The following is a 19,166-nucleotide window of genomic DNA, read 5'->3' on the forward strand; positions in this document are numbered from 1 at the left end:
GCTGAGGCGAAACCAATGAAGATCCACAAGTACGACACCGTCATCGTCGGCGCCGGTGGCGCGGGCATGCGCGCCGCCATCGAGTCGACGAAGCGCAGCCGCACCGCCGTGCTGACGAAGCTGTACCCCACCCGCTCCCACACGGGCGCCGCGCAGGGCGGCATGGCCGCCGCGCTGGCCAACGTGGAAGAGGACAACTGGGAGTGGCACACCTTCGACACGGTCAAGGGCGGTGACTACCTGGTCGACCAGGACGCCGCCGAGATCCTGGCGAAGGAGGCCATCGACGCCGTCCTCGACCTGGAGAAGATGGGCCTGCCGTTCAACCGCACCCCGGACGGCACCATCGACCAGCGCCGCTTCGGCGGCCACTCGCGCAACCACGGCGAGGCCCCGGTCCGCCGGTCCTGCTACGCCGCGGACCGCACCGGTCACATGATCCTCCAGACGCTGTACCAGAACTGCGTCAAGGAGGGCGTGGAGTTCTTCAACGAGTTCTACGTCCTGGACCAGCTCCTGGTCGAGGAGGACGGCGTCAAGAAGTCGGCCGGTGTGGTCGCGTACGAGCTCGCCACCGGCGAGATCCACGTGTTCCAGGCCAAGGCCGTCATCTACGCCTCCGGCGGCACCGGCAAGTTCTTCAAGGTGACCTCCAACGCGCACACCCTCACGGGTGACGGCCAAGCGGCCTGCTACCGCCGCGGCCTGCCGCTGGAGGACATGGAGTTCTTCCAGTTCCACCCGACGGGCATCTGGCGCATGGGCATCCTGCTGACGGAGGGCGCCCGCGGTGAGGGCGGCATCCTCCGCAACAAGGACGGCGAGCGCTTCATGGAGAAGTACGCGCCGGTCATGAAGGACCTCGCGTCCCGTGACGTCGTCTCGCGCTCCATCTACACCGAGATCCGTGAGGGCCGCGGCTGCGGTCCGGCCGGTGACCACGTGTACCTGGACCTCACGCACCTGCCGCCGGAGCAGCTCGACGCGAAGCTCCCGGACATCACCGAGTTCGCGCGCACCTACCTGGGCATCGAGCCGTACACGGACCCGATCCCGATCCAGCCCACCGCGCACTACGCCATGGGCGGCATCCCGACCAACGTCGAGGGTGAGGTCCTGTCGGACAACACCACCGTCGTCCCGGGCCTGTACGCGGCCGGCGAGGTCGCGTGCGTGTCGGTGCACGGCGCGAACCGCCTGGGCACCAACTCGCTGCTGGACATCAACGTCTTCGGCAAGCGCTCCGGCATCGCCGCCGCCAAGTACTCCCAGGAGAACGACTTCGTCGAGCTCCCGGAGAACCCGGCGCAGCAGGTGGCCGACCTCGTCGAGCACCTACGCAACTCCACGGGCAACGAGCGGGTCGCCGACCTGCGTCTGGAGCTCCAGGAGACGATGGACGCGTGCGTGATGGTGTTCCGTACGGAGCAGACCATCAAGACCGCGGTCGAGAAGATCGCGGAGCTGCGCGAGCGCTACAAGAACGTGTCCGTCCAGGACAAGGGCAAGCGCTTCAACACGGACCTGCTGGAGGCCATCGAGCTGGGCAACCTGCTCGACCTGGCCGAGGTCATGGCCGTGTCCGCCCTGGCGCGCAAGGAGTCCCGCGGCGGTCACTACCGCGAGGACTACCCGAACCGCGACGACGTCAACTTCATGCGCCACACCATGGCGTACCGCGAGGTCGGCGACGACGGCAAGGACTCCGTCCGGCTGGACTACAAGCCCGTCGTCGTCACCCGCTACCAGCCGATGGAGCGTAAGTACTGATGGCCACCCCCACCCTGGACAAGATGGAGGCGGCGGCCGCCGCCTCGCCGTTCATCACGGTCACCTTCCGGATCCGCCGCTTCAACCCGGAGATCTCCGAGGAGTCGACCTGGCAGGACTTCCAGGTCGAGATCGACCCGAAGGAGCGCGTGCTCGACGGTCTCCACAAGATCAAGTGGGACCTCGACGGCACGCTGACCTTCCGTCGCTCGTGCGCGCACGGCATCTGCGGCTCCGACGCGATGCGGATCAACGGCAAGAACAGGCTCGCCTGCAAGACGCTGATCAAGGACATCAACCCGGAGAAGCCGATCACCGTCGAGGCCATCAAGGGCCTCACGGTGATGAAGGACCTCGTGGTCGACATGGAGCCCTTCTTCCAGGCCTACCGCGACGTCATGCCGTTCCTGGTCACCAAGGGCAACGAGCCGACGCGCGAGCGCCTGCAGTCCGCCGAGGACCGCGAGCGCTTCGACGACACCACCAAGTGCATCCTGTGCGCCGCGTGCACGTCCTCGTGCCCGGTGTTCTGGAACGACGGCCAGTACTTCGGCCCGGCGGCGATCGTCAACGCGCACCGCTTCATCTTCGACTCGCGCGACGAGGCCGGCGAGCAGCGGCTGGAGATCCTGAACGACAAGGACGGCGTGTGGCGCTGCCGCACGACCTTCAACTGCACCGACGCGTGCCCGCGTGGCATCGAGGTCACGAAGGCGATCCAGGAAGTCAAGCGTGCGCTGATCACGCGCCGCTTCTGACCTTCCGGTCCGAGTGCGAAGGCCCCGTCCCCGGTTCGCCCGGGGGCGGGGCCTCGTCGTTCCCCCGCAGATCATGGCGCATTGGTGTCTCGCGGCTCGTGTGCGCCGCGGATACCGTCCGGCAAGGAACCGGGGAGGGATCCGTGGAGGAGACGGCCGCATACGAGGTCTGGCACGGCGACACCTTGGTCGGTGCGCTCTGGGACGTGCATGTCGATCAACCGTGGTTCCTCTGCCGTTTCGTGCCGGCAGCCGGCTGGGATGAGCTCGGTCCGCTCTTCGCCGCTCAGGAGGAGGCACGACGTGAGCGCTTTCCCGAGCACCTGATCGGCGCGCTCGCCGCTGTGCGAGAACTCGGTGTGGAACTGCGGCCTGTGGTGGGCGGTGAGCCGATCCGCCCGTGGATGATCTATCTCAGCGAGGGGCGGTCAAGCTTTCGGTACTGACCCTCGTCGTCACCCCTTGTGCACGCGCGAAGTCGGGCCAAGCCCGGGGACCGCTCTGTCCCCGCCTCCCGGCAAGCACGGAGGGCGAGTTGGTGCGCAAGCACGTCACGGCCCCGGTCGGTGCGGCGCTCTGACCTGGGTTGGGGAGCGGGGGTACGGGGCGGGGGTCCCTGTGGAAGGATCGACTGCATGAGCGAGCAGCAGCCGAATCCGTACACGAGCGACCCCGCCGGCCAGGGCGGTCAGCCGGGCACGCCCGCCACGCCCGGTCAGGGTGACTACAAGTGGGGTCCCGGCGAAGCCAGTTACGGCTACCCGCAGCCCTACCCGACGGCGCCGGCCTACCAGCCGACCATCGGCGGCGCCGGCTTTCCGACCCCCGCCTACAGCACCGCCGTTCCGGTCGGCGGAGCCGGTCTGTCCCTCGGTGACATCACCGTCGCCGGGGACCAGATCATCACCCCGTCGGGCAACATGCCGCTCCGGGGCGCGATGTGGAACGCGACCGATTTCTCGCGCACCGAGGAGAAGATCCCGCCGCACGCGATCGTGCTCGCGATCATCTTCTTCCTCTTCTGCCTGCTCGGACTGCTCTTCCTGCTGATGAAGCAGAAGACCACCACCGGCTACATCCAGGTCACGGTCACCAGCGGTGGCCGCCACCACTCCACGATGATCCCGGCGGTGGACGCGTACACCTACCAGTGGGTGATGTCCCAGGTGAGCTACGCGCGGTCGCTGAGCATGTGAGGCCCGCGCTCCGCCGGGCGGGGCCTGAGCCGGCCCAGCGTGTAGCCGCCGGCCGCCGGATCCAGGGAGCGGGTGGCCTCTTTGAAGAGGTACTCGGCCCGCTCGTAGGAGAGGCGGCGCCGGCCCGTGTCCGGGCAGAGGTCGGCCGGTGCGGGCGTCCGACCCGGTCCGGGCCGCCGGTCAGAGAGGAACACCGGGCCCCGGGTCCGGCCGGCCAGCAGCCCGGGTAGGAGACGGGCGGTCCCCGAGCGCCAGCTCACCCAGGTGCGGCCGGCCGGAGCCCGGCGGTCCGCGAGGTCGAGGTCCTCGACGTTCAGTGAGAGGACCGCCTTCACCCCGGCCCCCGACTCGAACAGGAGCCGCCACAGCGTCCGTTCGCGCAGCGGCAGGTCCGGACGGCCGCAGAGCGCGTCGAGCTGGGCGGGGCCCAGCGCCGGCGCCCGGGAGCCGGTCTCCTCCGCGCGCCGCTCCAGCCCTGCCGCGAGGTCGCCCAGGTCGGCCCAGGAGCCGAAGGACCGCACGGCCGAGCGGTGCCGGTTCCAGGTCCTGGCCGCCGCCCCGCCCCAGGCCGCCCTGACGACGCCGGCCACCTGGTCGGCCGTCAGGGAGGCCAGCGGTCGCCGGTCGCCGAGGTCCAGGAGCAGCCTGCGGAGGGTCTGTCCGTAGGAGCGGACCGTCGCCGGGTCCAGCTCGTCGCGGGCGAGGAAGTCGCGGGCGGCCTCCCCGAGCGTGGGTCCGTGACCGGTCGGGTCCGTGCCGGCGATCGCGTCCGCGCGCCGCTCCAGGAAGGCGCGCTCGGCGGCGTTGCGGGTGAGTGCTGCCGCCCGGTGGAACTCCAGCCGCGCTTCCTGCTGCCGGTCGAGGCGCACCAGCAGGTCTCCCCTGACGCTCGGCAGGAGGTGGTAGTCGCGCAGTGCGGGATCGGCGGCCAGGGAGTCGACCAGATCCAGACCGACCCGGGGGCCGTGGGCCATCCCGAGCGACACGGCCCGGTTGAGCTGGACGACCGGTGTCGGCAGCAGCTGCGCCAAGGCCCCGTACAGGCCGGCAATCCGGGCCCAGTCGGTGTCCTCGGCGGTGGTGGCCTGCGCATGGCACACGGCTATCGCCGCCTGGAGGAGGTACGGGCCGGGCGACGTACCGCCGACCTGCCGGGCGCGCAGCATGGCGGTGAACCCGCGGCGGATGAGCAGCTGGTCCCAGCGTCCGCGGTTCTGCTCGTGCAGCTGTACGGGCTCGCCCGACGGGCCGGTGCGGGCGGCCGAGCGGGAGGCCTGGATCTCCATCAGGGCCACGAGTGCGTGCGCCTCGGCCTCCTGTGGCGCCAGTTCCGCCAGCAGCCGGCCCAGCCGCAGGGCTTCGAGGCAGAGCCCGGGCCGCATCAGGTCGTCGCCCGAGGTCGCCGAGTAACCCTCGTTGAAGATCAGGTAGATGACCTCCAGGACGGACGAGAGGCGTTCGGGCAGTTCGGCTTCGTCCGGCAGGTCGAAGGGCACGCGCTGCTCGGCCAGCGTCCGCTTGGCGGCGGCGATGCGCTGGGCGATGGCGGGCCCGGTGACGAGGAAGGCGCGGGCGATCTCCTCGGCCGTCAGGCCGCCGAGCAGCCGGAGCGTCAGTGCGGCCCTGGCCCCGGTCGGCAGGACGGGGTGGCAGGAGATGAGCATCAGCCGCAGGACGTCGTCCTGTTCGGGTTCCCGCTGCTGTTCCAGCTCGTGGGCGAGCTGTTCCTGCTTGTGCGCCAGCCGCCGGTCGCGCCGGATGTGGTCGACCGCCCGCCGTTTGGCCGTGGTCGTCAGCCAGGCGCCGGGGTTGTCGGGGACGCCCGTGACGGGCCACTGTTCGAGTGCGGCGACGAGCGCGTCCTGGGCCAGTTCCTCGGCGAGGCCGACGTCGTGGACCATCCGCGTGAGCCCGGCGATGATCTTCGCGGACTCGAGCTTCCAGACGGCGTCGATCGTGCGATGGGTGTCCGGCACGGGCACGATCACAACACCGGCCCCGGCTCGCACGCAAGCCGGGGCCGGATACGGGGCGCCACGGCGCCGGCGGGTCAGGGGCCGAAGACCTGCTGGACCACGCTCTCGCCGTCACCGACGATCCTGCGGAAGCGGCGGGCCAGTTCGATCGCCTCCTCCTTGGAGCGGACCTCGATCAGGGCGAAACCGGCCACGGCCTCCTTGGCCTCGGCGAACGGCCCGTCCGTCACGGTGATCTCGTCCCCGAGCGACGTCACCAGGACACCGCCCGGCTCCAGGCCGCCGGTCGCCAACAGGACACCGGCCGCCGACAGTTCCTCGATGAACCGGCCCATCTCCGCGTACAGGTTCTCGTCGGGGGCGGTGTCGGAAGGCCGGGTGGTCATCAGGTAGCGCATGGGGTCCCTCTCCTCGGTCGTGCGGTGCTTGCGACACCACGTCGAACGGGGCGGTGTGACAGGGAACGGTCGCCGTTCCCTGTCACACCGCCGGATCGACGTGTCGGCGAGAACCGGAAACGACCGAGCAGAGAGGCACCCACATGACCACCACCACAGCCGCCACCACCACCGCCCCCGCGACCCGATCCCGCACCCGGGCCGCCACCCGCTCCCTGCTCGCCTGTGCGGTCGCGGCGACCCCGCTGTGGGTGGCCGTGGCCCTGCCCCAGGCCGCCCTCCGCGAGGGCTTCGACATCACCCGCCACCCGCTGAGCGCCCTGAGCAACGGATCCCTGGGGTGGCTCCAGATCACCAACTTCCTGATCGTCGGAGTGCTGCTCGCCGTGGGAGCGACCGGCCTGCGCCGGGCCCTGCACGGCGGACCCGGAGGCATCTGGGCGCCGCGACTGGTGCGCGCCGCCGGTGTCGGCATGATCGCCGCGGGCGCGTTCGTCATGGACCCGGCCGACGGCTTCCCCGCGGGTACCCCCTACGGGCAGCCCGCCGCCCTCACCTGGCACAGCTACGCCCACTTCGCCGCGGGATCGATCACCTTCCTCTCGCTGATCGCCGCCTGCTACGTCCTGGGCCGTCGCTTCGGCCGCGCCGGTGAGCGTCGGTACGCCCTGCTCGCCCGGGTCGGCGGCACCGCCCTCCTGCTCGGCAACGGCTGGGCCATGGGCGGCGGCAGGGCCGGCACGCTCACCCTGGCCGTCGGCGTGATCACCGCGATGCTCTCGATCTCCTTGATCGCGAACCGCTTCCGCAGTGCCCGCTGAACATCGCTTGAACTTGTTCAAAAAGGGGTCTACAGTCACCCTCGTCAGCAAGTTTGAACACGTTCAAAGGGGTTGGGGAACATGGACCTCACCGTCGTCACGTACGTCATCTACCTGCTCATCAGCATCGCCCTCACCATCTGGGTGGCCCGCACGCTCAGCCGCAACGGCCGTGTGTTCATCGGTGACGTCCTGCACGGGAACGAGAAGCTCGCAGACGCCGTCAACCAGCTCCTCGTGGTCGGCTTCTACCTCGTGAACATCGGCTTCGTGACCCTCTACCTCCGGTCGAGCCAGGAGATCCGGACCCCCCGCGCCCTCTTCGAGGCGCTCTCGGTCAAGCTCGGCGTCGTCCTGCTGGTCCTCGGTGTCATGCACCTCGGGAACGTGTGGGTGCTGAACAAGATGCGCCGCCGCGGGATCATGGAGCGCCAGCAGACCCCGCCCGTCCCCCCGCAGGCGTGGACCGCACCGGTCGGAGCCTGAGCCGTGACGACCGCCGCCGCCACCGCGCCCGTGCGGAACCTGACCGTCCTCTACGACGCCGGCTGCCCGTTCTGCGTGCACATCCGGCACTGGCTGCTCGCGCAGCGGTGGCTGGTCCCGCTCGCCCTGGTCCCCGCCGCCTCCTGGGAAGCGCGGCGGCGGTTCCCCCGCCTCGACCACGCGTCGACGCTGCGGGAGATCACCGTCATCGGGGACACGGGGCAGGTGTGGACCGGGACCGACGCCTTCATCGTGTGCCTGTGGGCGCTGGTCGAACACCGGCCGAAGGCGAACTGGCTGGCCACCCCGGCCGGCCGGCCCTTCGCCCGGGCGGCGATGCACACGGCCTCCGCCTGGCGGCGGGCCGTACGTACCGAGGGTTACCCGGAGGCCGCCGAGGGACCGGCCTGTGACGACGAGTGTTCCGTCCCCCGATAGGCTCATACATCGTGACTGATCAGAAGGCTCCCAAGAGCGAGCAGACCCGCACGCTCATCCTCGAAACCGCGCTCCGCCTCTTCCAGGAACGCGGCTTCGACAAGACGACCATGCGGGGCATCGCGAAGGAGGCCGGCGTCTCGGTCGGCAACGCCTACTACTACTTCGAATCGAAGGAACACCTGGTCCAGGGGTTCTACGATCGGATCGGCGCCGCCCACCAAGCCGCGGTACGGCCCATCCTGGACAACGAGACCGATCTGCAGAAGCGGTACGCGGGCGTGTTGACGGCCTGGCTGGACATCGCGGCCCCGTACCACGAGTTCGCCTCCCAGTTCTTCAAGAACGCGGCGGATCCCGAGAGTCCGCTCAGCCCGTTCTCGCCGGAGTCCGAGCAGGCGCGGCAGGCCGCGATCCGCATCCACCGCGAAGTGCTGGCCGGCGCGAAGACCAAGGTGCCGGCCGAGCTGGCCGACGTACTGCCCGAGCTGATGTGGCTCGCGCAAATGGGCCTGGTCCTGTACTGGGTCTTCGACCGCTCGCCGAACAGCGAGAAGACGCGGCGGCTCGCGGAGCGCGGTGCGCAGCTGACGACGCGGGGCATCGTGCTGGCCCGCTTCCGGGTGCTGCGGCCGCTGGTGCGGGAAGTCCACGAGCTGTTCGCGGACTTCCTGCCGGGCATGGCCCAGACGGCCACGGCGGGGGCCCGGCGCCGGGCCTCGGACCCGTACCCGGGGACGGGGACGGGGACGGACCCCGCGTAGCCGCCGGGAACGCGACGGCTACAGCCAGTCGAGTTCCCACAGGCGCCAGACGCCGGTGCCGTCGGACAGGTACTGGGCTCCGGTGACGTCCTCGCGGGACATCACGTAGTCCTTCTTCTGCCAGATCGGCACCATCGGGGCCTGCTGGGCGACCAGCTGCTGGAGGTCGCGGAACTCCGTGGCCGCCTCGCTCCGCTCCGCGTGGGACTGGGTACGGGTGATCAGCTCGTCGACGCGCTTGTCCGAGAAGCCGTTGTTCATGGACGAATCGGCACCGACGAGCGGGGCGAGGAAGTTGTCCGCGTCCGGGAAGTCCGCGATCCAGCCGATGGTGTAGGCGTCGAACTCGCCCGCCGCGTACGCCTTCTGGAAGTCGCTCCACACGTCGACCGGCTTGATCGTCACCTGGAAGAGGCCGGTGGCCTCCAGCTGGCGCTTGAGCTCCTCGGCTTCGGGCAGGTTCGCGCCGCGCACGTTCACGCCGAGGTTGAGGCGGACGGGGCCGGTGATCCCGGCGTCCTTGAAGAGCTTCTTGGCGGTCGCCTGGTTCGGGGCCGGGTAGGCGTCGAAGAACGGCGTGCTGTGGCCGGCGATGCCCGCCGGGACCAGGGAGTACAGCGGGGTGACGGTCCCCAGGTGGACCTCGACGGCCACCTTGGCGCGGTCCAGGACGGCGGCGACGGCCTGGCGGACGGCGAGCGGGGCCGCGGTGGAGCCGGGGCGGACGTTGAAGACGATGGAGCGGGTCTCGCTGCCGCCGGAGGCCTGGTAGCGGGTGTCCTTCAGGCCCGGGTTGAGGCCGGCGAGCACGGCGGGCGGCATGTCCCGGTGCGCGACGTCGATCTGGCGGGCCTTCCAGGCCTGGTCGAGCTGTTCGGAGTCCTTGAAGTACTTGACGGTGACCGGCGTGTGGGCCGGCTTGCCCTGGCCCTTGTACGAGTTGTTGGGCTTGAGCTCGACGCTCGTGCCGGCCTTGTAGCCGCCCAGCGTGTACGGGCCGGACCCGTCCGCCTTGCCGTCCTCGCGCAGGGACTTCGCCGGGTACTTGTCCTTGTCGACGATCGAGGCGGCGCCCGTCGCGATCTTGAAGGGGAAGGTGGAGTCGCCGGCGGAGAGGTTGAAGGTGACGGTCCGTCCCTCGGCCTTGACCGACTCCAGGGTGTTGAAGAGCGGAGCCGGCCCCTGGTCGGAGTTGATCGCCTTGATGCGGTCGAAGGAGTGCTTGACGTCCTCGGCGGTGATGGTGCGGCCGCCCGCGAACTTCACGTCGGGGCGGAGCTCGCACGTGTAGACGGTGAGCTTCTGGCCCACGAAACCGCAGGAGGCGGCGGCGTCCGGCACGGGGGCGTCGGAGCCGGGCTTGATGGTCAGCAGCGACTGGTAGATGTTGCTGAACAGGGCCCAGGAACCGGCGTCGTACGCCCCGGCGGGGTCGAGGGAGGAGACGACGTCGCTCGTACCCACCCGGACGGCACCGCGGCCGCCGCCGTCCTCGGGCAGCAACTGCCAGGCACCCACGCCGACCACGCCGAGGACCAGCCCGGCCGCGATTATCTTCGAGCGGACAGACCGCATCCCCTGAACCCCACCCCATGACCGAAGACAGCGACCTGCTGTCCGATTAACGGTCATCCCATCACGGAATTCTGGCCTCCGGAAGGTCAGTTGGGGCGGATGCTCCGGGCGCTTGACGCCGATCAGGCCTGAAATGAGGCGAGTTCGACGACCGTGATGTCGGACGGCGCCCCAACTCGGACCGGCGGCCCCCACGCTCCGGCCCCGCGGGACACGTAGAGCTGGGTGTCTCCGTAGCGTTCCAGGCCCGCGACGGTGGGGTTGGCGAGCTCCGCGAGGTAGTTGCCGGGCCAGAGCTGGCCGCCGTGGGTGTGGCCGGAGAGCTGGAGGTCGACGCCGTGCCGGACGGCGTCGTGGATCACGACGGGCTGGTGCGCGAGGAGCACGGCGGCCCGCGTCCGGTCCCGGTCGCCGAGGGCCGCCCGGAAGTCGGGGCCGCTCCCCTCCCGCTCCCCCTGGATGTCGTTGACCCCGGCGAGGTCGAAGTACGGCAGCTCGCGGCGGGCGTTCTCCAGCGGGTTCAGCCCCAGCTCGCGGACGTGGTCGATCCACTGCTGGGCGCCCGAGAAGTACTCGTGGTTCCCGGTGACGAAGTACGAGCCGTGGCGGGCGGCGAGCCGGCGCAGCGGCTCCGCGGCGGGCCCGAGGTCGGGGACGCTGCCGTCGACGAGGTCGCCGACGATGGCGATGAGGTCGGGCTGGGTGCGGTTGACGGTGTCCACGATGCGTTGGGTGTGGGCGCGGCCGAGCACCGGGCCGAGGTGGACGTCGCTGACGACGGCGATCCGGAAACCGTGTGCCGCGCGCGGCAGTTTGGCGAGGGGGACCCGCACCCGCTTCACGCTCGGCCCGCGCAGGACCCCGTGGGTCCCGGCCCCGACCGTGCCGAGGGCCACGGCGGCGGCCGTCCCGCCGACCGTACGGGCGACGAACCGGCGGCGGCTCAGCCCGTCGCCCGCGGCGGGCCGCTCGGCGGCGGCCGGGGCGGCCGGGGCGGCCGCGGGCGCAGCCGCGGCGGGCACCTCCACGGGCTCGGGCCGGTCGGCCACCGATCCGGCGGAATCACGGTGGGCCAGACGGCGCAGCGACAGCGCGCGGATCGGCTCCGCGACCAGCATCGTCAGGGTCAGGTACAGGAGTACCGCGAGCCAGAGGTACCCGGGCCAGGCCACCGTCTGCTGGAGCCAGAAGGGCGCGCCCGCGCGACCCGTGGTGAGCGCGGCCACAGAGAGGAGGGGCAGGGCGATGGCCAAGGCCGTGCCGATGCGCCGGGTCCGGCCGCCGGGGGCGGTGGTGTCGCGGACCAGGCGGATCCAGAGCCAGCGGTGGACCAGGACCAGGAGGGCGCAGACCGCCAGGGCGACGAGCGCGAAGACCAGGACCGTCATGCCGGTGCGCCCCGGTCCGGACGGTCCGTTCCGTCCGTACGCTCCACACCGTCCGCACGTGACGAACGCCGCAGGGCGAGGACGCTGCGCAACCCGATCAGACCGACCGCCGTCCCCAGGAGAAAGGACGTCACCGCGAGCGTCAGGTGCACCCAGAAGTAGGAAGTGGGATCGCCGGCCGCATCGAAGGCAAGACCACTGCCGTTCTTCCACAGGTTCCGGACGAAAGACACCCAGATGAACCAGCTCCACACTCCGAAGGCGAGCAGGAACCAGGAGGCGGTACGGCTGAGTCTCATGCCTTCAGTATCGGATTCGTCCCCGGGACGGACGCGCCGGGGTGGGCTGTCCCGGGGTTGGTTGCCCGGAATTGGCCGGTCCGCTGCGCTCTCCAGCTCATCGGGAGGTACTTTCACCTGCGTGTCTGCCAAGACGACCGCGCTGACGGTCCTTTCCGCCGCGTTGCTGGTGCCCGCCCTGTTGGTGGCCCCCGCTCACGCCGCGCCGGCCCCGCCGGCCGACGCGAAGGGCCAGCCGCCCCAGGCCGCGGCCCCCGCACCGGCACCGCCCGTCTCGATGTCCACGGTCGGCGGATCGCTGCTCGGCCAGCCGGGGACCCAGGTGAACCTGCTACCGGGTGCTCCGGCGCTGCCTGCGACCCTGACCGGGCGGTCGTGGATCGTGGCGGACGCCGAATCCGGTGAGGTACTGGCCGCGCACAACGCGCACTGGCAGCTGCCCCCGGCCTCGACCATGAAGATGCTCTTCGCGGACACCGTGCTGCCGAGCCTGCCCAAGGACCAGATCCACCAGGTCACCGACAAGGACATGGAGGGCGTGGGCCCGGGCAGCAGCATGGTCGGGGTCAAGGAGCACCTCGAATACTCGGTCCACGACCTGTGGCTCGGCGTGTTCCTCAAGTCCGGCAACGACGCCGTGCACGTGCTTTCGGCCATGAACGGCGGCATCGACAAGACCGTCAAGGACATGCAGGCGCACGCCGAGGAGCTCCAGGCACTGGACACCCACGTCGTGTCCCCCGACGGGTACGACGCCCCGGGACAGGTGTCGAGCGCGTACGACCTCACGCTGTTCGCCCGCTCCGGACTGCAGAAGCAGGACTTCAGGGAGTACTGCGGCACGGTGAGCGCGAAGTTCCCCGGGCTGCAGGAGCCCGGGAAGCCGCGCGAGTACTTCGAGATCGCGAACACCAACCGGCTGCTCACGGGCGCGGCCGGGATCGCCCCGTACAAGGGCATGGCGGGGGTGAAGAACGGCAACACCTCGATGGCCGGGGCCACCTTCACCGGCGCCGCCCAGCAGGGTTCCCGGAAGCTCCTGGTCACGGTGATGAACCCGGACGGGGGCGGGGCGAACCAGGTGTACGAGCAGACCGCCGCGCTCCTGGACTGGGGTTTCGCGGCGGCCGGGAAGGTCAAGCCGGTGGGTGAACTGGTGCCGCCGAAGAGCGCGGACACCTCCTCCCACGGCTCCCCTGCGCAGTCGCACGAGAACGACCCGGCGGCGGCCGGCAAGGACTCGGGCGGCGGCGCGGGCACCGCGCTGGCCGTCGCCGGCGGTGTGCTGGCCGTCCTGGCGGGCGGCGCCTTCGCGGTCAACCGCCGCTGGCCCCGCGGACGCCGCGGCCGGGGCGAAGAGCTGGTCTGAGACCGCCGGAGACGGAGCCGCGCTAGCCCGGTTCCGGCAACCGCACCACCTAGTAACTCACAGGTTCACCGGAGGGCCTCGGCAGGGTTTGCTCGCTCCCGTCGGCACGAAGCCGGCGGGAAGGGGGTCCTCCCATGCGGAGGAGATGGTCGGCCGTCGTCTTGGTGGCCTGTGCGGTCGTGGTGGCCTGCGGCGCACTGCTCGCCGTGGCGGCCCGGACCGCTCTCCCGGCCGACGGCGCCGGCCGGCGGACCCCGCCGCGCGCCCTGGAGGCCGCCGAGCTGGACGTGCTCCACACCGCGGGAGAACTGCTCGTACGGGACTGCATGCGGGCGCAGGGATTCTCGTACTGGCCGGTCCCGCGCGTGCCGCACCCGGATTGGCGGGACTTCCCGTACGGCGTGGACGACGTGGACTGGGCCCGCAGCCACGGGTTCGGGCGCCGGATCGAGCGGCAGCTGGACGAGGAGGCGGCTTCGGGGCCGCGCGCCCAGTACCAGAGCGGGCTCTCCGCACAGCGGCTGCAGGCTCTCGGGGTGGCCCTCATGGGGCCCGATGCGACGGGGCTGGCGGTCGAGAACCCCGGCGGGGGCACGCTGAGCCACAGCGACCGGGGCTGCATCACGGCGTCGTGGCGGCAGCTCTACGGGGACGTCCGCCTGTGGTACGGCTCCAGCGAGACCGTGAAGCAGCTCGGCGCGGTGCGCACCGGCCGGGTCAACCAGGACCCCGCCTTCCGAACGGCGCTGGCCGGGTGGAGCGAGTGCGTCGGACGGCGCGGTTTCCCGGCCGCGCACCCGGTCCGGCAGCGCGACGAACAACTGGCACGGACCGGTCCGGCCGCCGAGGCCGAGGACGTGCCGATGGCGAGCGCCCAGGCCGAGTGCGCCCGCTCGACCGGGCTCGCCGACACCGCGCAGGACCTGCACCGGCGCTTTTCGGACGTGATCCGCGCCGAGAACGGGGCCGCTTTCGACGCCGTGCGTCGGTTGCAGGTGGCGGCCCTGCCCACAGCTCGCGATGTGGTCGCCCGGCACACCGGGAGCTGACGTCGCGTACCGCCGAACGGCGGTGAACCATGTACGGCACTCATTGGGAGGGACCCCAGATGAACAAGCTCAGGACGCTCCTCGCGGGGCTCGCGATCGCCGGTGCGGCGGTGGTGGCCGTTCCGACCGCGGCGCAGGCCGACGGCGGCTGCGGATACACGAACTTCTGTGCCTACTCGGACGATTACAACTACCTCTACCAGAACGCCGGCAACTCCAACGACTGGCCCTACCAGGTCAAGAACAAGGTCGACTGGGTCCGCAACAGCGGCAGCGCCGGCGGCCGCGACCACGTCAACATCTACTACAACGAGAACAACACCGGCGCCTACGCCTGCATCGGCTACGGCACCGAATGGAACCTGCGGGGCAACGCGCAGTCGTTCAACTGGACCCGCAACGGCGACGCCAGCGGTCAGTGGAAGGCGGTCCACGACAACGCCGCCTCGCACCGGTGGGTGTACGGCTGCGGCAACGGCACCTGGTAGAGCTTCCCTCCGGCACCACCCGGTGGCGCACCGGGCCCCACACCGGTGCGCCACCGGCGCGTTCCCCCAGGGGTGGCACCCCGGGGGGAACGCGCCGGCTCAGCGGCCGGCGGAGGGCTCCGGCGCGCCGGCCGGCGGGGCGGTCGGCGGAGCGGCCGGAGGGTCTTCCGCGCCGTCGCCGTCCGCATCGTCGCGCGTGGCCGTCCAGGAGGAGACGTACAGCAGCAGTTTCGCCGTGAAGTTGATCCAGAGCAGCAGGGCGATCGGTACGCCGAAGGCTCCGTACATGCTCTTCCCGGCGACCTCCCGCATATAGCCGCTGAGCAGCAGTTTCAGCAGCTCAAAGCCGGCCGCGCCGATGAGGGCCGCCTGGATCAGTCGGCCGCGCGGCGGTTCGACGCCCGGGAGCAGGGTCAGCACGTAGAGCAGCAGCAGGAAGGCGGCCACGACGCCGACGAGGAAGGCGAGGGAGCGCAGCAGCGCGCCGCCCGCGCCCTCGCGGGGGATGTCCAGCCATTCGGCGGTCTTCCCGACCGCGCTGGATCCGAGGATGGAGGCGGCGGCGGAGGCCAGGCCCACACCGCCGAGGCCGATGAGGACGAGCGTGTCCTTGCCCTTGCGGGCGATCGGGTTCCCGTCGTCCTCGTCGTCCTTCTCCCAGACCGCGCGCAGGCAGTCCCGCATGGAGCCGACCCAGCTGACACCGGTCACGAGCAGGAGGGCGCCGGCGACGAGACCGACCGTGGCGGCGTTGGCGACGAGCCCCTCGATGTTGAGCTGGTCGGAGATGCCGGGGACCTGTTCGGAGAGGTTCTTCTCCAGCCGGTCCAGCTGCTCCGGGCTGAGCAGCGCCGCGCCGATCGCGGCGGCCACGGTGATCAGGGGGAAGAGCGCGAGGAAGCTGATGAAGGTGATGGCGGCGGCGAGGCGGGTCCAGTGCACGCGGTCGAGACGTTGGTACGAACGCCACGCGTGCGTCCGCATCAGCCGGGCCGCGAGGGGCCCGATCACCGGGAGTTTCGTCAGCCAGTCCATGGGGTCACCGTAATTCAGCTCACGGAAATAGCCGTGATTGTCCGCTCCGGCCGCTACGGTCGTCGATTGTGACTTTTCCCGAAACGCGCCCTACGGGTCGCCCGTTCCACACCCTGGTCCTGCGAAGGCTGAGATTCCGTGCCCGGCGCATCGCCCGGCTCCCCCTGACCCTGCTGTTGCCCCCGGCCCCGCGCCAGCTCCGTCAGGACGGCGGTACGGTCGCCCCGGCGGCTCCGGCCGTCCCGGCCGCCCCGGCGGCCTGGTCGGCGGGTGAGCCGGCCTGCGCCGGGACACAGTTCGGCCCGCTCCCGAACGGGTACTCGCGCAGCTTGCGCCAGACCCCGTCCGAGCCCTGCTCGTAGAGCGCGAAGCCCTCGCAGACCCACTCGGCGTCGTACGCGGCGAGGGTCGTGAACGCCAGGTCCATCGCCTCCTCGGAGATCCCGTGGGCGACCGTGACGTGCGGGTGGTACGGGAACGCCAGCTCCCGGTCGAGCGGCCCCTGGGGGTCGCGGACCTCGTTCTGGAGGCGGGTGCAGCCCGCCACCCCTTCGGCGATCTTGACGAAGACGACCGGCGAGAGGGGGCGGAAGGTTCCCGTGCCCGCCAGCCGCATCCGGAAGGCCCGGAAGGCGGCCGCGACCTCGACCAGGTGGGCCCTGATCGCGGGAAGCCGTTCCGCTTCCACCTCGGTGGGCGGGACGAGGGTGACGTGCGTGGGGATGCCGTACGCGGCAGCGTCCCCGAAGCCCGCGCGCAGCTCCTGGAGCTGGCTGCCGTACGGCTCCGGGACCGCGATCGAAACGCCGAGCGTTACGGTCCCCACGTATCTCTCCTCCGCTTGTCGCTGTGGACTGCTGCCGCCCAGTGTGGCGGCAGCACCCCCCTTCGTGCCAGGGCTCTCTGTCCGTAGTTGCGTTCGTCAGTGCTTGGCGGGCAGCAGACCGAGGCGGTCGTAGGCCTGTGCGAGCGTCTCGGCGGCGACCGCGCGGGCCTTCTCCGCGCCCTTGGCCAGGAGGGAGTCCAGCGTCTCCGGGTCGTCCAGGTATTCCTGGGTCCGCTTCTTGAACGGTGTGACGAAATCGACCATCACGCCGGCCAGGTCGGTCTTCAGTGCGCCGTAGCCCTTGCCCTCGTACTTGGCCTCCAGCTCGGCGATGGTCTCGCCCGTGAGGGTGGAGTAGATCGTGAGCAGGTTGCTGACGCCGGGCTTCTTCTCGGAGTCGAAGCGGATCTCGGCCTCGGTGTCGGTGACCGCGCTCTTGATCTTCTTCTCGGTGACCTTGGGCTCGTCGAGGAGGTTGATCAGGCCCTTGGGGGACGACGCGGACTTCGACATCTTGATCGCCGGGTCCTGGAGGTCGTAGATCTTCGCGACCTCCTTGACGATGTGCGCGGCGGGTAGGGTGAAGGTCCGGCCGTAGCGCTGGTTGAAGCGCTCCGCCAGGTCGCGGGTCAGCTCGATGTGCTGGCGCTGGTCCTCGCCTACGGGGACGGCGTTCGCCTGGTAGAGCAGGATGTCGGCGACCTGGAGGATCGGGTACGTGAACAGGCCGACGCTGGCGCTGTTGACGCCGCCCTTGGCGGACTTGTCCTTGAACTGGGTCATCCGGCTGGCCTCACCGAACCCGGTGATGCAGTTCATGACCCAGCCGAGCTGCGCGTGCTCCGGCACGTGGCTCTGGACGAAGAGCGTGCAGCGCTCGGGGTCCAGGCCGGCGGCCAGCAGCTGGGCGGCGGAGAGGCGGGTGTTCGCGCGCAGATCCTTCGGATCCTGCGGCATGGTGATCGCGTGCAGGTCGACCACCATGTAGAAGGCGTCGTGCGTCTCCTGCAGGGCGACGTACTGGCGGATGGCTCCGAGGTAGTTCCCGAGGTGGAACGAACCGGAGGTGGGCTGGATGCCGGAGAGCGCGCGAGGACGATCAGAAGCCATGGCTTCATTCTCTCAGGTGCGGGGGCGGGCCCGTGCCCGCCGCCGGCCGGATCCCCCACCCGCGCCTCGATCGCAGGCGGGGCCGGAATTTCCGGCCCCGCCTGCGATCGGGGCGATCGGGCCGCCGGTCAGGCGAGCGGCAGGCCCGGGGCCGGGAAGGCGGCCATCAGGTCCGTCACCTCGGCACGGATCACGGCGAGGGCCTGCTCGTCACCCTTCGCGGCGGCGTCGACCGCGCGCGAGATCCAGTCCGCCACCACCGGCATGTGCTCCGTGGACAGCCCGCGGGACGTCAGCGACGGCGTACCGATCCGCACCCCCGAGGGATCGAACGGCTTGCGCGGGTCGAACGGCACCGTGTTGTAGTTCACGACGATGCCCGCCCGGTCCAGAGCCTTGGCCGCGATCTTGCCCGGCACGTCCTTGCCCGTCAGGTCGATCAGGATCAGGTGATTGTCCGTACCGCCCGAGACCAGGTCGAAGCCCTTCTGCAGCAGCGCCGCGGCCAGCGCCTTGGCGTTGGCGACGACCTGGTGCGCGTACGCCGTGAAGGACGGCTGGGCCGCCTCGTGCAGCGCCACCGCGATACCGGCGGTCGTCTGGTTGTGCGGGCCGCCCTGCAGGCCCGGGAAGACCGCCTTGTCGATGGCCTTCGCGTGCTCTTCCCGGCACATCAGCATCGCGCCCCGCGGACCGCGCAGGGTCTTGTGCGTGGTGGTGGAGATGACGTCGACGTGGTCCGCCGGGGACGGGTGCGCGCCGCCCGCGATCAGACCCGCGATGTGGGCCACGTCGGCGACCAGGATCGAGCCCGCCTCGCGGGCGATCTCGGCGAAGGCGGCGAAGTCGATGGTCCTCGGCAGGGCGGTACCGCCGCAGAAGATCACCTTGGGGCGCTCGGCGAGGGCCAGCTCGCGCACCGCGTCGTAGTCGATCAGGCCGGTGTCGGCCCGGACGCCGTACTGCACGCCCCGGAACCAGGAGCCGGTCGCCGAGACGCCCCAGCCGTGGGTGAGGTGCCCGCCCATCGGCAGGGCCATGCCCATCACCGTGTCGCCCGGCTTCGCGAAGGCCAGGTACACGGCCAGGTTGGCCGGCGAGCCGGAATACGGCTGCACGTTGGCGTGGTCCACGCCGAACAGGCCCTTGGCCCGTTCGATCGCCAGCGCCTCGACGCGGTCGATGTTCTGCTGGCCCTCGTAGTAGCGGCGGCCGGGGTAGCCCTCGCTGTACTTGTTCTGCAGCACGGTGCCGGAGGCTTCGAGGACGGCCGCGGACACGTAGTTCTCACTGGGGATCAGGCGCAGGGTCTGTGCCTGCAGCACTTCCTCGGCGGCGACGAAGGACGCCAGCTCGGGGTCGGTGGAGAGAAGGGCGGGATGGCGGCTCGCGGACATGGCGGGCTCCTCCGGGGTCGATG

General features: G+C 70.8%; 20 protein-coding genes. 11 read left to right on the top strand and 9 right to left on the bottom strand.

Annotated features, from left to right (window positions below):
• The first annotated feature begins 15 nt into the window (after positions 1 to 15).
• The 4 genes from sdhA (at position 16) to OG207_RS17515 (ending at position 3,724) form a co-directional block, all read left to right on the top strand.
• On the top strand, positions 16 to 1,770 hold the full coding sequence (gene sdhA / locus OG207_RS17500) for a succinate dehydrogenase flavoprotein subunit (RefSeq protein ID WP_329099459.1): 1,755 nt from the start codon (positions 16 to 18) through the stop codon (positions 1,768 to 1,770).
• On the top strand, positions 1,770 to 2,528 hold the full coding sequence (locus tag OG207_RS17505) for a succinate dehydrogenase iron-sulfur subunit (protein WP_189733159.1): 759 nt from the start codon (positions 1,770 to 1,772) through the stop codon (positions 2,526 to 2,528). The genes sdhA and OG207_RS17505 overlap by 1 nt, the downstream gene beginning before the upstream one ends.
• 143 nt (positions 2,529 to 2,671) lie before the next feature.
• Positions 2,672 to 2,974 carry a hypothetical protein gene (locus OG207_RS17510; RefSeq protein WP_329099460.1) on the top strand — a complete coding sequence of 101 codons (303 nt, stop codon included), beginning with the start codon at positions 2,672 to 2,674 and terminating at the stop codon, positions 2,972 to 2,974.
• Positions 2,975 to 3,163: 189 nt separating this feature from the next.
• Entirely contained in the window at positions 3,164 to 3,724 is a 561-nt protein-coding gene (locus tag OG207_RS17515; protein ID WP_329099461.1) for a hypothetical protein, read from the top strand.
• Here OG207_RS17515 and OG207_RS17520 read toward each other — a convergent pair.
• Both OG207_RS17520 and OG207_RS17525 read right to left on the bottom strand, forming a co-directional pair.
• Positions 3,700 to 5,700 carry an RNA polymerase sigma factor gene (locus tag OG207_RS17520; protein WP_329099462.1) on the bottom strand — a complete coding sequence of 667 codons (2,001 nt, stop codon included), beginning with the start codon at positions 5,698 to 5,700 and terminating at the stop codon, positions 3,700 to 3,702. The genes OG207_RS17515 and OG207_RS17520 overlap by 25 nt on opposite strands.
• Positions 5,701 to 5,774: 74 nt before the next feature.
• The gene (locus tag OG207_RS17525) at positions 5,775 to 6,098 is read right to left on the bottom strand and encodes a YciI family protein (RefSeq protein ID WP_030010579.1); all 324 of its coding nucleotides are present in this window, start codon (positions 6,096 to 6,098) and stop codon (positions 5,775 to 5,777) included.
• Positions 6,099 to 6,241: 143 nt separating this feature from the next.
• Between OG207_RS17525 and OG207_RS17530 the strand changes: the two genes are divergently transcribed.
• The 4 genes from OG207_RS17530 (at position 6,242) to OG207_RS17545 (ending at position 8,607) form a co-directional block, all read left to right on the top strand.
• Positions 6,242 to 6,919 (top strand): DUF998 domain-containing protein, encoded by a 678-nt coding sequence (locus OG207_RS17530; RefSeq protein ID WP_329099463.1) that lies wholly within the window; start codon positions 6,242 to 6,244, stop codon positions 6,917 to 6,919.
• Between the two features lie 81 nt (positions 6,920 to 7,000).
• Positions 7,001 to 7,405: a hypothetical protein gene (locus tag OG207_RS17535; RefSeq protein ID WP_329099464.1), complete on the top strand. Its 405-nt coding sequence runs from the start codon at positions 7,001 to 7,003 to the stop codon at positions 7,403 to 7,405.
• Between the two features lie 3 nt (positions 7,406 to 7,408).
• A complete protein-coding gene (locus OG207_RS17540) occupies positions 7,409 to 7,843 on the top strand; it encodes a thiol-disulfide oxidoreductase DCC family protein (protein ID WP_329099465.1) in 435 nt (144 codons plus the stop codon).
• An 11-nt stretch (positions 7,844 to 7,854) separates the two neighbouring features.
• Positions 7,855 to 8,607: a TetR/AcrR family transcriptional regulator gene (locus OG207_RS17545; RefSeq protein ID WP_329099466.1), complete on the top strand. Its 753-nt coding sequence runs from the start codon at positions 7,855 to 7,857 to the stop codon at positions 8,605 to 8,607.
• Between the two features lie 18 nt (positions 8,608 to 8,625).
• Here OG207_RS17545 and OG207_RS17550 read toward each other — a convergent pair whose 3' ends face one another.
• The 3 genes from OG207_RS17550 to OG207_RS17560 form a co-directional block, all read right to left on the bottom strand.
• Positions 8,626 to 10,182 carry an ABC transporter substrate-binding protein gene (locus OG207_RS17550; protein WP_329099467.1) on the bottom strand — a complete coding sequence of 519 codons (1,557 nt, stop codon included), beginning with the start codon at positions 10,180 to 10,182 and terminating at the stop codon, positions 8,626 to 8,628.
• A gap of 122 nt (positions 10,183 to 10,304) precedes the next feature.
• Positions 10,305 to 11,570, bottom strand: a complete 1,266-nt coding sequence (locus tag OG207_RS17555; RefSeq protein WP_329099468.1) for a metallophosphoesterase — start codon at positions 11,568 to 11,570, stop codon at positions 10,305 to 10,307.
• Positions 11,567 to 11,869: an SCO4848 family membrane protein gene (locus OG207_RS17560; RefSeq protein WP_329099469.1), complete on the bottom strand. Its 303-nt coding sequence runs from the start codon at positions 11,867 to 11,869 to the stop codon at positions 11,567 to 11,569. Before OG207_RS17560 ends, OG207_RS17555 begins: the two co-directional genes overlap by 4 nt.
• A 121-nt stretch (positions 11,870 to 11,990) precedes the next feature.
• Between OG207_RS17560 and OG207_RS17565 the strand changes: the two genes are divergently transcribed.
• The 3 genes from OG207_RS17565 to OG207_RS17575 all read left to right on the top strand — a co-directional run bounded on the left by OG207_RS17565 (position 11,991) and on the right by OG207_RS17575 (position 14,775).
• The gene (locus tag OG207_RS17565; RefSeq protein WP_329099470.1) at positions 11,991 to 13,238 is read left to right on the top strand and encodes a D-alanyl-D-alanine carboxypeptidase family protein; all 1,248 of its coding nucleotides are present in this window, start codon (positions 11,991 to 11,993) and stop codon (positions 13,236 to 13,238) included.
• Positions 13,239 to 13,372: 134 nt separating this feature from the next.
• On the top strand, positions 13,373 to 14,287 hold the full coding sequence (locus tag OG207_RS17570; RefSeq protein WP_329099471.1) for a hypothetical protein: 915 nt from the start codon (positions 13,373 to 13,375) through the stop codon (positions 14,285 to 14,287).
• Positions 14,288 to 14,346: 59 nt separating this feature from the next.
• Positions 14,347 to 14,775: a hypothetical protein gene (locus OG207_RS17575; protein WP_030012512.1), complete on the top strand. Its 429-nt coding sequence runs from the start codon at positions 14,347 to 14,349 to the stop codon at positions 14,773 to 14,775.
• 99 nt (positions 14,776 to 14,874) lie between these two features.
• Here the strand turns inward: OG207_RS17575 and OG207_RS17580 are convergent, their stop codons facing one another.
• The 4 genes from OG207_RS17580 to glyA form a co-directional block, all read right to left on the bottom strand.
• Entirely contained in the window at positions 14,875 to 15,810 is a 936-nt protein-coding gene (locus OG207_RS17580) for a YihY/virulence factor BrkB family protein (RefSeq protein WP_329099472.1), read from the bottom strand.
• 202 nt (positions 15,811 to 16,012) lie between these two features.
• Entirely contained in the window at positions 16,013 to 16,636 is a 624-nt protein-coding gene (locus tag OG207_RS17585; protein WP_329099473.1) for a 2'-5' RNA ligase family protein, read from the bottom strand.
• Between the two features lie 96 nt (positions 16,637 to 16,732).
• The gene (gene trpS, locus OG207_RS17590) at positions 16,733 to 17,746 is read right to left on the bottom strand and encodes a tryptophan--tRNA ligase (protein WP_329099474.1); all 1,014 of its coding nucleotides are present in this window, start codon (positions 17,744 to 17,746) and stop codon (positions 16,733 to 16,735) included.
• A 128-nt stretch (positions 17,747 to 17,874) separates the two neighbouring features.
• The gene (gene glyA / locus OG207_RS17595; RefSeq protein WP_329099475.1) at positions 17,875 to 19,143 is read right to left on the bottom strand and encodes a serine hydroxymethyltransferase; all 1,269 of its coding nucleotides are present in this window, start codon (positions 19,141 to 19,143) and stop codon (positions 17,875 to 17,877) included.
• Between the last annotated feature and the right edge of the window lie 23 nt (positions 19,144 to 19,166).

Source organism: Streptomyces sp. NBC_01439 (assembly GCF_036227605.1).
Classification (GTDB): Bacteria; Actinomycetota; Actinomycetes; order Streptomycetales; family Streptomycetaceae; genus Streptomyces.

Excerpts from the sequence above, each read along its gene's own strand:
- sdhA (WP_329099459.1), top strand. The coding sequence starts at position 16 with ATGAAGATCCACAAGTACGACACCGTCATCGTCGGCGCCGGTGGCGCG.
- OG207_RS17505 (WP_189733159.1), top strand. The coding sequence starts at position 1,770 with ATGGCCACCCCCACCCTGGACAAGATGGAGGCGGCGGCCGCCGCCTCG.
- OG207_RS17515 (WP_329099461.1), top strand. The coding sequence starts at position 3,164 with ATGAGCGAGCAGCAGCCGAATCCGTACACGAGCGACCCCGCCGGCCAG.
- OG207_RS17525 (WP_030010579.1), bottom strand. The coding sequence starts at position 6,098 with ATGCGCTACCTGATGACCACCCGGCCTTCCGACACCGCCCCCGACGAG.
- OG207_RS17530 (WP_329099463.1), top strand. The coding sequence starts at position 6,242 with ATGACCACCACCACAGCCGCCACCACCACCGCCCCCGCGACCCGATCC.
- OG207_RS17535 (WP_329099464.1), top strand. The coding sequence starts at position 7,001 with ATGGACCTCACCGTCGTCACGTACGTCATCTACCTGCTCATCAGCATC.
- OG207_RS17550 (WP_329099467.1), bottom strand. The coding sequence starts at position 10,182 with ATGCGGTCTGTCCGCTCGAAGATAATCGCGGCCGGGCTGGTCCTCGGC.
- OG207_RS17555 (WP_329099468.1), bottom strand. The coding sequence starts at position 11,570 with ATGACGGTCCTGGTCTTCGCGCTCGTCGCCCTGGCGGTCTGCGCCCTC.
- OG207_RS17560 (WP_329099469.1), bottom strand. The coding sequence starts at position 11,869 with ATGAGACTCAGCCGTACCGCCTCCTGGTTCCTGCTCGCCTTCGGAGTG.
- OG207_RS17570 (WP_329099471.1), top strand. The coding sequence starts at position 13,373 with ATGCGGAGGAGATGGTCGGCCGTCGTCTTGGTGGCCTGTGCGGTCGTG.
- OG207_RS17575 (WP_030012512.1), top strand. The coding sequence starts at position 14,347 with ATGAACAAGCTCAGGACGCTCCTCGCGGGGCTCGCGATCGCCGGTGCG.
- OG207_RS17580 (WP_329099472.1), bottom strand. The coding sequence starts at position 15,810 with ATGGACTGGCTGACGAAACTCCCGGTGATCGGGCCCCTCGCGGCCCGG.
- trpS (WP_329099474.1), bottom strand. The coding sequence starts at position 17,746 with ATGGCTTCTGATCGTCCTCGCGCGCTCTCCGGCATCCAGCCCACCTCC.
- glyA (WP_329099475.1), bottom strand. The coding sequence starts at position 19,143 with ATGTCCGCGAGCCGCCATCCCGCCCTTCTCTCCACCGACCCCGAGCTG.